Annotated in this window: 14 protein-coding genes; 6 read left to right on the forward strand and 8 right to left on the reverse strand. The window is 47.0% G+C overall.

Annotated features, from left to right (window positions below; translation table 11 throughout):
- Nucleotides 1–53: 53 nt before the first annotated feature.
- The 5 genes from ACI0FF_RS04410 to ACI0FF_RS04430 all read right to left on the reverse strand — a co-directional run bounded on the left by ACI0FF_RS04410 (nt 54) and on the right by ACI0FF_RS04430 (nt 3,021).
- The gene (locus ACI0FF_RS04410; RefSeq protein WP_419798914.1) at nt 54–287 is read right to left on the reverse strand and encodes a DUF1150 family protein; all 234 of its coding nucleotides are present in this window, start codon (nt 285–287) and stop codon (nt 54–56) included.
- A 167-nt stretch (nt 288–454) separates the two neighbouring features.
- The gene (locus tag ACI0FF_RS04415) at nt 455–919 is read right to left on the reverse strand and encodes an Hsp20 family protein (RefSeq protein WP_419798915.1); all 465 of its coding nucleotides are present in this window, start codon (nt 917–919) and stop codon (nt 455–457) included.
- Between the two features lie 99 nt (nt 920–1,018).
- The gene (locus ACI0FF_RS04420) at nt 1,019–1,888 is read right to left on the reverse strand and encodes a phytanoyl-CoA dioxygenase family protein (RefSeq protein ID WP_419798916.1); all 870 of its coding nucleotides are present in this window, start codon (nt 1,886–1,888) and stop codon (nt 1,019–1,021) included.
- Nucleotides 1,889–1,898: 10 nt separating this feature from the next.
- Nucleotides 1,899–2,402 carry a hypothetical protein gene (locus ACI0FF_RS04425; RefSeq protein WP_419798917.1) on the reverse strand — a complete coding sequence of 168 codons (504 nt, stop codon included), beginning with the start codon at nt 2,400–2,402 and terminating at the stop codon, nt 1,899–1,901.
- A gap of 79 nt (nt 2,403–2,481) precedes the next feature.
- On the reverse strand, nt 2,482–3,021 hold the full coding sequence (locus ACI0FF_RS04430) for a shikimate kinase (protein WP_419798918.1): 540 nt from the start codon (nt 3,019–3,021) through the stop codon (nt 2,482–2,484).
- A 166-nt stretch (nt 3,022–3,187) separates the two neighbouring features.
- Here ACI0FF_RS04430 and ACI0FF_RS04435 point away from each other — a divergent pair, with 166 nt between their 5' ends.
- Complete coding sequence (locus ACI0FF_RS04435) at nt 3,188–4,471, forward strand: diguanylate cyclase domain-containing protein (protein ID WP_419798919.1); 1,284 nt, start codon at nt 3,188–3,190, stop codon at nt 4,469–4,471.
- A gap of 30 nt (nt 4,472–4,501) precedes the next feature.
- On the opposite strand, the gene ACI0FF_RS04440 is transcribed toward ACI0FF_RS04435, so the two are convergent.
- Nucleotides 4,502–4,891: a hypothetical protein gene (locus ACI0FF_RS04440; protein ID WP_419798920.1), complete on the reverse strand. Its 390-nt coding sequence runs from the start codon at nt 4,889–4,891 to the stop codon at nt 4,502–4,504.
- Between the two features lie 125 nt (nt 4,892–5,016).
- Between ACI0FF_RS04440 and ACI0FF_RS04445 the strand changes: the two genes are divergently transcribed.
- The gene (locus ACI0FF_RS04445; RefSeq protein ID WP_419798921.1) at nt 5,017–6,603 is read left to right on the forward strand and encodes a peptide chain release factor 3; all 1,587 of its coding nucleotides are present in this window, start codon (nt 5,017–5,019) and stop codon (nt 6,601–6,603) included.
- A gap of 113 nt (nt 6,604–6,716) precedes the next feature.
- Nucleotides 6,717–8,579, forward strand: a complete 1,863-nt coding sequence (locus ACI0FF_RS04450; protein WP_419798922.1) for an ATP-binding protein — start codon at nt 6,717–6,719, stop codon at nt 8,577–8,579.
- Here the strand turns inward: ACI0FF_RS04450 and ACI0FF_RS04455 are convergent, their stop codons facing one another.
- Entirely contained in the window at nt 8,580–10,418 is a 1,839-nt protein-coding gene (locus ACI0FF_RS04455) for a caspase family protein (protein ID WP_419798923.1), read from the reverse strand. It lies immediately after the preceding gene.
- Nucleotides 10,419–10,459: 41 nt separating this feature from the next.
- A complete protein-coding gene (locus ACI0FF_RS04460) occupies nt 10,460–10,906 on the reverse strand; it encodes a glycine zipper 2TM domain-containing protein (protein WP_419798924.1) in 447 nt (148 codons plus the stop codon).
- Between the two features lie 159 nt (nt 10,907–11,065).
- On the opposite strand from ACI0FF_RS04460, the gene ACI0FF_RS04465 reads away from it, so the two are divergent.
- The 3 genes from ACI0FF_RS04465 to ACI0FF_RS04475 are packed head-to-tail and all read left to right on the forward strand — an operon-like array spanning nt 11,066 to nt 13,095.
- Nucleotides 11,066–11,905, forward strand: a complete 840-nt coding sequence (locus ACI0FF_RS04465) for a hypothetical protein (protein ID WP_419798925.1) — start codon at nt 11,066–11,068, stop codon at nt 11,903–11,905.
- A 27-nt stretch (nt 11,906–11,932) separates the two neighbouring features.
- Nucleotides 11,933–12,373 (forward strand): hypothetical protein, encoded by a 441-nt coding sequence (locus tag ACI0FF_RS04470; RefSeq protein WP_419798926.1) that lies wholly within the window; start codon nt 11,933–11,935, stop codon nt 12,371–12,373.
- Nucleotides 12,370–13,095: a lytic transglycosylase domain-containing protein gene (locus ACI0FF_RS04475; RefSeq protein WP_419798927.1), complete on the forward strand. Its 726-nt coding sequence runs from the start codon at nt 12,370–12,372 to the stop codon at nt 13,093–13,095. The genes ACI0FF_RS04470 and ACI0FF_RS04475 overlap by 4 nt, the downstream gene beginning before the upstream one ends.
- Nucleotides 13,096–13,122 lie beyond the last annotated feature (27 nt).

The raw sequence follows: 13,122 nt of genomic DNA on the forward strand, positions 1-13,122 counted from the left end.
TAAAAAAGCCCTTGTCCGAAAAAGGAAAGGGCTTTTTTTTAGGGGGATAAGGTTTAGTGAACGCTGAGAGCGTGCATGTCATATTGAAAGGCGGTTGCAAATGCGATGTCGCGACTATCGAGATGACCAAGATGTTCACCTGTTCCGCTGTAGATGGAATAACCAGGCATTCCTTCCAGTGTTTCGGCAACAACATAAGCCAGACGATCATGGTCAAAGGCTTTTCGGGCCTCAGATATATCGTATGAGAACAGCGCGTGTTCCTCACTAAAAATGTAGTTTGTCATGGCGGCCTCCATTTCTAATTCGACACCATGCGGTCATTATTATATAGCCTGCCCACGCGACCTTCTGCGCAGTGGCACTGGCACGTTTACATATGCAGTATAACAAAAACCGAAGGTTTAGGGGCAATTCTTAAGTATTAACTCTAAATTAGAATTAATTAAAAGTTTCAATCCGGCTCGACATCGATGGTTTTTGTATTGGTTGGGATGGCTTTTTTTTCCATATCTTCGATCGGAATTTGGCGAATTTGACTTTCCGGTATAGGCAGAACCAGATCAATATGCAGCAGGCCTTTTTCCAGTTTTGCGGATTTGACTTCAACGCCTTCCGCCAGAACAAAGCTGCGTTGGAATTGGCGTGCAGCGATCCCTCGATGAATGAAAATCCGGTCGCTGTCGTCTTGGGTGTTTTTGGCACGGACCATCAATTGATTGTCTTCGATGGTGACAGACAAGTCATCCATTGAAAAACCTGCAACGGCCAAAGATATGCGCAAGCTGTTTTGCGCGATTTGTTCAATATTGTAAGGGGGATAACCTTCTGCACTGGATTTTGATACCCGATCCAGAACTTGTTCGAAATGATCGAACCCTAACAAAAGAGGACTGTTAAATACGGACAGTCGAGGCATCTCAGTATCTCCTTTTAAAAAGCGAGAGCAATATAAGCCTTCAGCCCTCTTGGAGGCACTGAAAAGCCATTCCTAATGTCGTCAGTTCCGGCCTAAGAGTCAAGTCTGTGTGATGCCGATTTCTTTTCCGGCGATTTCCAATTCAGGGGCAACACGTTCCATATGGTCGTATTTGGCAAATTGCCCACAGATCAGGCGAATGCGTTGTTCAGGCTCGGGTGGGTTTGTCAGGTCGTAAAGAGGGGGGCAAAGGGGATCAAAGGCCCGGTTCTGAAATTCCAGAGATAAGGAAATACGCGGTTCTGTCGCATATTTTGAACTGCGCCCCGACCAATGCCATAAATCCTGTCGCCAGCCTAATACCGATCCGGCTTTTGCAGGAAGGCAGCGCACGTCCTGTAATAAAATGTCACTGGGCTCTTTGATGGGTGTTTCGTATTCCTTTTGCCGGGACAAGGGTAAAATGTTCATACATCCATTTTCTGGCGTCGCGTCGGTAAGAGGGATCCATAAAGACAAACTGATTAAATAGTCATCGAAAAAGGCACATTCTCCGCTGTAATCCACATGAGGCGGCCAGCCGGATGTCACTCCTTTGTCATCTTTATTGATATGCCATGCCCAAAAATGTGGGAGCAAGCCATAACGATCCCCAAGGAAATGAGAGAGAAACCCATTGAGCTGATAGAACACATCCCAGACTTGATCATAGACATAGATAAAAGCAGCGGGCCATCCAGCTTGAACGAGGTTTTCAATTCCCAGACGCAGGGCTTCTATGTCTTTTTCCTGTAGTAAGGGGGACTGGTGAAGATAACCATCATGATGCAGCGTATCAGAGATTTGATCCAGCCGGGAACGTTCAATTATCAAAGGAGGGCGAAAGTTCGGCGATTGCGAGATGGTTAAATGCGGATTGAGTGCTTTCCAATAGGAAAGATCAAGGAGTTTACAAGTATCTATGGTCATGGTGTGCTTTTTACATTGGGCGCTTTTCAGGATCATACTCAACGGGGGAAAGGTTGAGTTTGCGAAGTTCCTGATGGACGGCATTTGTGCATTTTCGGATCCAGCTCAAGGCTTTTTCCTGTGCTTCTAGCCGTTCTTTAATTGCATTGACTTCTTTATTGTAACGATCAATGTTATCGCGGACATGATCGCGCCGTGCATTCCCGCTTAGGCCAAGATCATCGGCAGCTTTTTGAGAAAGTTGCAGGTATTCCCCTTTTTGAGAGACGCTGTCTTCAAGGATTTTACTGCTCATTTCCAAGTTCTTTTGGCCGGATTTCAAAAGATTGCCGAGATCGTATTCTTGTTCGCGCCAGAATTTTTTGGGCGACAGGGCGGCATAGGTCTTATCCAATGGATCCTGTGGTTTGCAGTTAATGTCCAAATTGGCGGTCCAGGCGGCCGGCGCCGGTTCGCCGCATGCGCCCAGCATAAAGATCAGGGCAAGGCTGCATATTTGGGGAAGGTATCTCATTCGGGTCCGCCCTGTTGTTGTACGTCATACCGTTACGTTACAGTCTACTAAAATAAGTATCATGCGGGAATGACAATATTCAGAGATATTTAGCGATTTTTTTGTGAACTTCTTCGACAAGTTCGCGTTTGGATTTGCCTTCAATGTTGATCACAATATCTGCGGCTTTTTCATAAAAGGGAAGGCGACGGTACATTATGTCTTCCGCACTTTTGGTTTGAGACAGGCTGGGGCGTGTCGCATCGCCTTTTACCTTGGCGGCAAGGCGGGGGATATCACCTTTCAACCAGATAATGCGCCCATTTGCGCGCAGGAGATTGATTTTGCGATCTGAGAAAATTTCCTGTCCATTTTCGTCAATATCAACAATGATGCCTCCGCCGCAGTCAATAATGTTACTGTCCAGTGCCGTGATTTTTTGCAAGGTGGCGTATTCCATGTCACGAAATTGTCGCCAATCGCCGTTACATTCCTCAATAATTTGTGGGATGGATTTGCCGTTATGATCATATTGAATGAGGAGATCTGAGGATAAAACGTCGCGTTTGGTTAGGACACTGAGACGGCGCGAAATCTTGGATTTTCCGGCGCCACGCATACCGATAAGAACAATATTCATAGGTCCTATTTCCCCTTAGTGTCCTTCCTTTCAGACTTAATCGCGGACCCTAAGCTATATAAGGGGGGGAAACAAGACTTAAATTATTGATCATTCCGCTTGGGCTTGACGAAGTTTAAAGGTATATTTTCTATAATAAATACAATGTAATAAGAACAACCTGTAGATGAAAAAGCAAGACTATAGTCATTTGACCCATATTGAAAGCCTTGATGAGTTGCGGCTTTACGAGTTGATCCCCAATGTTGTCTGGATTTTCGATCTGGACAAGCACGGCTGGTGGTGGGGTAATCAGGCTGCGATTGATTTCTGGGGGTTGGATACGCTGGATGATTTAATTAATAAAGATTTGTCCGGTGATACCCAAGGCGCGCGGGATCGCACAGTTCAGACGTTTGATCTGGCTGTAAAGAATGGGTTGACGATTGATCCGTGGACAACTTACCCAAATGGAAAGCCTAAAACACTGTTTATGATGCATCGTGCGGTGACCCTTGGACCGGATCGCCATCGCGGCATCATTGCCTATATCAATGAAGAGGTGAATTTAGGGGAAGCGCCGGAAAACCTGCTGCTGGTGGAGGCGATGCGATACACCAATGTGTTGGTAACCAGTTTTACACTGGATGGAAAAGCCGTGATTGAAAACCCGTCGGCAACGGCTGCTTATAAGCATCTCCATGGTGAAGAATTGCCTGATGGCGTTGAAAGCGAATTCATCGCCCGTTTTTTCAGCCCGGCAGAGGGTCGTGTCTGTTTGCGTGATGCCATTGATCAAAAAGGTGGTCGATGGACCTATCAAATGAATACATTGGAAGGCAAACGTTTACACACACTGGATATTCGTATGTCACGCCATCCCCTGAGCGGGGATAGCCTGATTTTGGTGGTCGAATATGATGTCACGGAACTGCATGATGCACAGGAAGAATTGCGCAGGTTGGCCCATTATGATGCGCTGACGGGCCTACCCAGTTTGCGTTTTTTACAAAGCAATGCGTCCAAGATGTTGGCGCATGCAGACCGTAACAACGAAAAATTGGCATTGTTATTTATCGATCTAGATGGTTTTAAGGGGGTGAATGACAATTGCGGTCATGAAGGTGGTGATCTGTTGTTGAAGGAATTATCCCGCCGATTTACAGGTGTTTTGCGAAATGCAGACGATATTGCGCGGATCGGGGGGGATGAATTCGTTATCTTAATCACGGATGTGAATCAAAATAACGATGCCAGCGTTGTGGCGCAAAAAATTATTGATGAAGCCTGTCGGCCTTTTAATGTGGCGGGACAGTCTGTTCAAATCGGTGCCAGTGTCGGGATTGCGTTTTATCCTAAAGATGGGCGTGACATTCCGGCCTTGTTAAAGGCGGCGGACAAAGCCATGTACCGGGTGAAAAATACCGGAAAACGCGACTTCTGCCTCGCTGAGAATGTGAGCGTGAACTAACGCAATTTTTCGTTTTTTGCGGTGGCGTAATTATTTTTTCTTTTTCTTTTTTTTCTCTTTCTTGGCTTTTTTTTCGGTTTTTTCCGGCTCTTCTTCAGTTGAGTTGAAGTCAATTTGGACATTATGTGTGGTGATTAGCCATATATTCAACAGACTGGTGTTTGTTTTGGCCCAATCCGGGGCGCTGTCTTCGACGGCTTGTTCTATACGTTTTATATAGGCCTCTGTGGGGTGGCTTTTGTCTGAATTGATCCGCTTTATCAATTCCTTCAGGCATTCTTTCGCATCGCCGGGGACCCAGGTTGCCAGCCATTCTTTCCCTTCGGCGCGTTTGCGTTCCATATAGTTGGCTTGTGCGCTGGCATGTCGGGTGCGTTTGGCTTTTATATTTGTTTTGGGCGCAGTCTTTTCGTCAGTCATGATCCATTTCCTCCCTTGTTCCTCAGATAGGGTAACAATTCGTTTGCCATGCGTCAAAAAAAAGGGCTGGTGATTTTTCTGAATATGCCTATTGTCTGGAAAATTTATTTACTTTCGGACAAGCCATGACTTTCGAAACTGAAATCCATAAACGCAGAACATTTGCGATCATCTCTCACCCGGATGCGGGTAAAACGACACTGACTGAAAAACTGTTGTTATTCGGGGGTGCGATCCAACTCGCTGGTGCGGTGAAGGCCAAGGGAGACCGCCGCCGCGCGCGCTCTGACTGGATGAAGGTCGAGCAGGAACGCGGTATTTCGGTTGCTTCTTCCGTGATGACATTTGATTATTTGAACAAGACCTTCAACTTGCTGGATACACCGGGTCACGAAGATTTCTCCGAAGATACCTATCGCACGTTGACGGCTGTCGATTCGGCTGTGATGGTTTTGGATGCGGCCAAAGGGATCGAGAATCAAACCCGAAAATTGTTCGAAGTCTGTCGCTTGCGCGATGTTCCGATTACAACATTCGTCAACAAGCTGGACCGTGAAGGTCGTGATCCGTTTGAAATTCTGGACGAGATCGAACAGGAACTGGCCTTGGATGTGGTTCCTGCCAGTTGGCCGATCGGCATGGGGCGCAATTTCCTCGGCTGTTACGATCTGTTTAATGACCGTTTGATCCTGGTTGCCAAAGGCAAAAATGATCAGATATCAGAAGGGATCGAATGTAATGGTCTGGATGATCCCAAACTGGATGATCTGTTGCCTGATGATGCTGTGGCGAAATTGCGCGAAGAAGTCGAGATGGCGCGGGGATTATGCCCGGAATTTGACCTTGAAAGTTACCTTGGTGGACATTTGACACCGGTGTATTTCGGGTCTGCCATCAATACGTTCGGGGTCCGCGAATTGCTGGAAGGGCTTTCACAAATGGCGCCAAGTCCGCGCCCGCAAGCCACGACCACCCGGGATGTTGATCCGACTGAGAAAAAAGTCTCCGGCTTTGTCTTTAAAATTCAAGCCAATATGGATCCGAAACACCGTGATCGGATTGCGTTTGTGCGTTTATGTTCCGGCCATTTCAAACGTGGCATGAAGTTAAAGCATATCCGTACTGGAAAGATGATTAATGTTCATAATCCCACTTTGTTTTTGGCACAGGATCGTGAATTGGCAGAAGAGGCAATGGCGGGTGATATTATTGGATTGCCAAACCATGGCAACTTGCGCATTGGGGATGCCTTGACGGAAGGGGAAGAATTACGTTTCACCGGGATTCCAAGTTTTGCCCCCGAAATTTTGCAAAAAGCCCGTCCTGAAGATCCGATGAAGGCCAAGCATTTGGGCAAGGCCTTACAGCAAATCGCAGAAGAAGGTGCGGCCCGTGTTTTCAAACCTTTGATGGGTTCAGATTGGATCGTCGGGGTTGTCGGTGCCTTGCAATTTGAGGTGCTGGCAGATCGTATTCGAACAGAATATAATATTCCTGTTCATTTCGAATCTACACAATTGTACACGGCACGTTGGGTTACCTGTTCTGATCATTTGAAACTGAAAAAATTTCTGGATGAAAACCGGGGTGCAATTGGTGATGATCATGATGAAGAGCCCGTTTTTCTGGCCCGAAATGCCTGGCATTTGGACAAGGCAATGGAAGATTATCCCGATCTGGAATTTCATAAGACGAAAGAACAAATCACCTGACGTTATTATCTTTCTGTATAATATCCGAAAGACCGTATCAAGAGATTGCATCCAAAGGTTAAAGCGCGTAGTTTTAACTGGGAATTCAGTATAATTTTAAGGTTTTGCATCGCGTGTCTGTCTTATCCGGTAGTCGAAAGTCAATTGGTGGCAAGCTTCGTTTGGCGCTTATGCCGCCTTTTGTCTTGGCGGCTGTTTTCATGGCAGGGCTTTTCTCATTTTTGACCTATACGGATCTGGATGAAGAGCTGGAAACCAAGCAAAAGACGTTGGCTGATATTTATGCGACAGCCTTGTCTGATGCTGTGTGGAACCTTGATCAATCCGGTGCCGAAGCCATTTTGGCTGCCCTAAGCCTTGACCCGGACGTTGCGGGTGCAGAAGTGCGAGAACAGTTTTCTGGTGTTTTGGCAACGGTAGGCGGTGTTTTACCCAAAGATAGCGAGACGCCTTTACTGGTGCGTCGTGCCATTCGTTCCGATGCGGATGTCGGTGGGGAAACCATTGGCGAAGTCATTATTTTATTTCATAAAGAACGTCTGGAAGTTCTCTTAAAAGATTCCGTCATACAGATTTCAGGTCTGCTCTTATTGTTGATGGTTGTTTTGAGCGTATCGGTCACAGGGGCTATTCGCCGTTTTGTCTCGGACCCGCTGGAAACTCTTTTGCACGGTATTCAGAAAACCGAAGGCCATCATCGTCGTGAACCCATCAGTTGGGATACCGAGGATGAATTCGGCATTGTGATTGATGCCTATAACGGTATGATCAATCGCCTTAATCAGGAAGAAGAAGCCCTGATTAAAGCGAAGGAAACTGCGGAAAAAGCCAACAAGGCGAAGTCTTCATTTCTGGCGACCATGTCACATGAATTGCGCACCCCGTTGAACGGCATTACAGGTATGGCGCAATTGATGGAAGATACGGGCCTTGATGATCGCCAACGCAATTATTTACACAGTTTGCGCAGTTCCGGGGAATTGTTGCTGTCTTTAGTAAACGATATTCTAGACTTTTCAAAAATTGAAGCTGGCGCGCTGGAAATTGACCATCATGCCTTTTCTATGAAAAATGCCGTAAAAACGGTTGAACAACTGATTTTGCCCCAAGCCCGTGGTAAGGGCATTGATATTGAAGTGAATATTCAATTGGGTAAAACAGAATATTTCTGGGGCGATGGAGCGAAGATTACACAAGTTCTGACCAACTTGGCAGGCAATGCCGTTAAATTTACGGATGAAGGTAAAGTTGCTATTTCCATTAAGGTGGTGGAAAGCACGCCGGAAGATGCGTTAATTCACTTTGAAGTGAAAGACACGGGCATTGGTATTCCACAAGAACAGATAGATAGTCTCTTTAAAGCCTTTACACAGGTTGATACCTCAATTTCCAGACGATTTGGCGGCACGGGGCTTGGATTGGCAATTTCATTCGGTTTGGTGGAGACGATGGGCGGGGACCGCATTCACGTCGATAGTGTTCTAGATGAGGGCACAACCTTTTATTTTGAGCTGCGTTTACCGAAATCCCAGCCACCGCAACATATCTGTGCACCGAGCCCGCAGGGTGAAGTGACAAAAGACCTTAATATTTTGGTGGTTGAGGATAATAAAATCAACCGGACTGTTGCACGTGGCTTGCTGGAAAAAATGGGCCATCACGTGACGGTTGCCAATGATGGGCAGGAAGGCGTGGATGCTGTCTTTGAATATGAATTTGATTTGGTTCTCATGGATATTCATATGCCGCGTCTCAATGGCTTGGAAGCAACACTAAAAATTCGTGGAATGGCAGACCAGCAAAAGGCAAACATCCCAATTTTGGCCCTGACAGCTGATGTCATGCAGGACAGTATTGAAGAATATGCCAAGCACGGCATGCAGGGCTATGTTGCAAAACCAGTTCGTCGTGAAGCCTTGATGGAAGCTTTGATGCCGTACACCTATATCGGCCATCGCGCCGGTGAATATATATAATTATTCGTTATTGCGCCTAAAGGGTGGCGGCTGCCTTTTAAATGGAGGTGGCGGCGGTCGTTGATATCGTGACTGCGGATTGTATGTCGTGTCGTTCGCTTGTACATGGCGCGGTTGCGGGCAGATATCACGCATTTTGTTGGCCTGACGGGCAAATTGGTTGCGGTCTTGCTTGGACTTAAAGATAAAAGGTCCGTGTTTAAACAATTCGATCTTTTCTTTTTTCCAATCTTTTGCACTACGGTTTTTGAGAATACGTTTTTTATTGTCTAAGGTTTGCCAAAATGTGCTTTCAATCTGTTGATCATAAATGTTGATCGTATCGTTATGGTGTAAGGAAATAGATGCACTGAGCTTGCAACGATCGGCGTGTACGCGGATCCAGTTATAGGAAAAAGATGTTTGTTGCTCTGCACTTTGCCCTTCAAGAATAAAACTTTGTCTGGCAAGGATCGCCCCCATTGTTTTGAGTCTGCTTTCGATTTGTTGATAACGCTCATGAGGGGGACGGGGGCGTTCAGGCCGGGGCTGTTCAACAGGCCGTTCGATCATCTGTGGGCTGTCGGCTTGGGTTTTCGGCGGGGCCGGTAAAATATCCTGTGTGGACAGTCGGGTGCGTTCTTCCAGTTTTTCAAGGCGATCTTTTAGCTCGCGAATGCTGCGGTTTTCTTCTTCGGTTGCAATGTCCTTTTCTTCCCCCAGCAGGTCGGCAAAAACATAGCCGATAATGCCGTCACCGCGTTCTACCGCATACCAGGGTTGGTCGATGATCTTTGCGGCAACATGGATGGGCTCCCCTTTGGGTAACATCATCACTTTGCGTGCCCGTACGGTGGGCAGGCGGCGTACATTGGCATTTTTCAGGGCGAACATGTTTTGTTCAACGGGATAAAGGTCATAATTTCCGGTATCAATAGCCGGGGGATCAATCAGGTCTTCGCTTTCTTGTAATAAGGTCGGACGGGTGGGATAGATCCCGTTGACAGCAGCCACTAGAATTCGGTCGCTATTGCCGGAAATGTCAGGCACTTGATCCCGGTTATAGGTTCGCCGCGCTTTATAGCGCATATCTTCTTTGAGAAAGGCGGAAACTTCGTCCAGCTTTACCTTTCCGTCATTATTTTTATCAGCTTCACCATATAGGGCGCGCAAAAGATATTCGGTAAACAGTCCATGACGGCTTTCTTCATCCCAGCTAGCCAGTTGATCATTGGACGCGGCGGTAATGACTGTCAGGGTATCGTTAGGATCGTCATTTGGTACAGGGGCAGGCAGGATAGAGGCACCGGAAGCTTGCGTGATCAAGCTACCGCCCGCGCTATTCCCACTGAAACAGGCATCCAGAAAAATCATGATGGATTTTGCGTCAATCTGTTTCAGGTTTTTATATAATAAATCTGTTGGATAACCGTTGATGTCAGCGGTTGCAATTTCGGCATCGACAGGCAAAAGATAGCTTTTTTGGTCATGTTGTCCAGGTAGGCCGTGGCCTGAATAAAAGACATAAAGTTTGGAAACACCGGGTTTGACGTATTGAAAGGCTTTGCCCCGATGATTGCCTTGACGTCCAAAGGTGCTCTGCATCTTGGCTTGTGTGGCATCTTCCAGATAGATAATGTTTTCTTCGCGGATATTCAGCACATTTTGCACAAACTGCTTCATCGCTTTGGCATCATTATGGGCAAAACGGACCTCGGGAATATCTTGATCCCCATAGGTCTTGTTGCCAATGATGACAGCGACATCATCGTTGTTTTGATCGGTCTGTGCGCTTTGGGCTGTTGTGATTGAAACAGCCCAAAGGAAGCAGCCCATTGCGAAAAGGTGCAGTGTTTTCATATCTTACCTGCCTGAATGACATCTGTGTTCATCATATCGTGTCAATCATACCAATGGCAACGTTTACCGTTTTTATTGCAGACAAGAATGTCATTGTCATAACGGGCGACACGGTCCCATTTTTTATGTTTGGGATGTTTGTGCCCTTTGACGGGGACGCGCTGATAGACAATACGGGTGGGTGGGCGATCATAATCATCATAATCGCGATACTCTCGGTTTTTTGCCCGTACACGGGGACGATCATAAGGATCGTTGTCATAGGCGTCGTGCGCGATTTCATGACCGATCACGGCACCGATTACGGTTCCTGCGGCGGTAGCCATCAACCGACCTTTGCCTTTCCCCATTGCGGACCCAAGTAAGCCACCACCAACGGCACCAATAATGGTACCAACAGTTTCATCACTGGCGTGAACTTGCTGCGCCATACTGGTATTGAAAATAAGGGCACCGACAAGTGCCAAAGGGATCATAAAACGTTTCATCGAACGCATCCTTTTCAAGTTGTCGAATTCTGTTTCGGGCTATGAAGGGGGCAGAGGATGTTTTTTTCAGAAACTTTTTTTCTAGGGGAAAATAAAATCCATCTCTCAGCTCTCCATAACCTTGTGCAGATGGACAACCACCTAAAACGAGGTGATGAAATGATGAAAAAAATAATAATGATTTTGGCGGCTTTGATGTTTGCCAGTCCAGCACTGGCAAATTCCTCTCCCCGCATTCTTTATATGGCCGTGGATCAGGGGCCGAACCTGCTGGATATAAATGATCCGGCATTTCGTCGTGTTTTTGAACATACGGGCAATTATCTGCATCATCAAAAATTTCGACTGTTTGAAGAAAATCGCGACAATGAACAAGGCATGAGCTTCAAAGAAGCGATGGATGTGATTGCGCAAAGCCCGCGTCATAAAGTCGATTTTGCGGTATTGGTTTCCTTGCGACACATTCAGGAACAGGATGGACGACGCCTTCGTGACCGTATGGTGGGGATTGCGAAAATTGTCGATGTTCGCACCCTTGATGTTGTTGATACATTACGCATTAAAAGCCCGGTTGCGAAATTACAGGAAAGACGATGTGGTCCGGCCTGTTTTGATCTGGTCATGCGTCGCCATGTGCGTGAAATTCTACCGCACTTTAAAGATCAGTTGGTGGACCGTTTGGCGCAGATGAAACCGAAATATGAAGAAAAAGTGGTTTCATCGAACAAACTGACTCTGACCTTGAAAGGGTTTAAGCCACGTGAAATCCGTCATATCGAAGATCGTCTTGTTCGGTTGGACAATACGAAAGACCTTAGCGCTTTAACCTCGCAACCTGACAAACCGGCTTTTTGGTTGGAACGCCGCGAAAGCGCAGGGGATGTGCGTGATGATCTCTCTCAAGTCCTTGCTGAATTGGACCTGAAAGCCCGCATTATTCAAACACCCCGCCAAGTGATTTTGGAAAAAATTGCCCAAGACCTTGCCTATCTGGATTAAGCCCATGTGGGAAAAAGGAGAAAGAGAATGAGCGATACAACCCAAACCAATGCAATGGCGGAAATTGCCCTAGCCCTTGCGATGGGATTCTTCTCCATCATGGTGTTGACGATGGTGTCCATGGGTGGGGGAATGGTGAGCCAGTCTGTTAAATCTGTGTTGGATGATGATCCCATCGAACTGGCGAATACGGTTGAGAAAACGGAACAAGATCAAGCAAAAGGAGCAAGCCGTAACGTTCAGCCGGAAAATTTGTTGATCTATTATAAAGATCGTTTCCTTGATCATACGTTCAAACCCGTGGACCCGGCAGGGCTTGCCGGGCGCGATAAAATTGTGCTTGCGGTTGATCCTGACCTGTCTATGTCGGCGACCATGCAGGTGCGCAAACGTGTTTCAGCACAGGATATCACGGTTGTTGTGTTGAATGAAAAATGGTTGAAGGCCTTACAGGAGGCAAAGCTATGAAAACCGTTTTAACCTTTATCTGGATCGTCGCCTTGTTTTTAGCCGCAGCCTATCTATCCACCGCCCAAGCGGCAACCCGGTTTGAAGTCAAACAGATGATCCTGAAAGAAGCCGCCGATAGCCGCGTTCCAGTTGCCCTTGTCATGGCGGTGGCGAAGGTGGAGTCTGATTTTAATGCACGTGCCTTAAGTTCTGCGGGTGCGCGCGGTGTGATGCAAATCATGCCACAAACGGCACGCGGTGAATTTGGTGTTGAAGCCGATGCGTTATGGAACCCGAAAACCAATATTCGGTTGGGGATCCGTTTTTTGGAACGTTTATATGATCAGTATGATGGGCAATGGGATCTGGCTTTGTCCCATTATAACGGCGGCAGTTTGAAAAATAACCGTCCGCATGTGCGCACCCGTAAATATGTGGCGATGGTGCAAAAATGGCAGCAAATTTATATTGAACAGGCCAGCTTGTGGGAGGGACCGGATGATCAAACGGACGATACCTTGATTGCGTGGCACGATGAAGATATCGACACGGTTGAGTTACGGGAATGGCGGGTACGTGGGGCAGCGGACCGATATGATGAAGATGTGAACACGAAAATTATCATTGTGGAACGATCTGATCGGTTTGAGCCGCGTTTTTATCGTGCACCCCCACCCCCGCCACCGCCGCACCGTCGTGGGTTTGGCCGTCGTCCACCGCCGCGTCCCTATTTCCATTGATTGCAAGGTGTGATCTGGATATCCTCT

This window comes from Terasakiella sp. 4MB5A, assembly GCF_050058155.1.
In the GTDB taxonomy this organism is placed as follows: Bacteria; Pseudomonadota; Alphaproteobacteria; order Rhodospirillales; family Terasakiellaceae; genus Terasakiella; species Terasakiella halodenitrificans.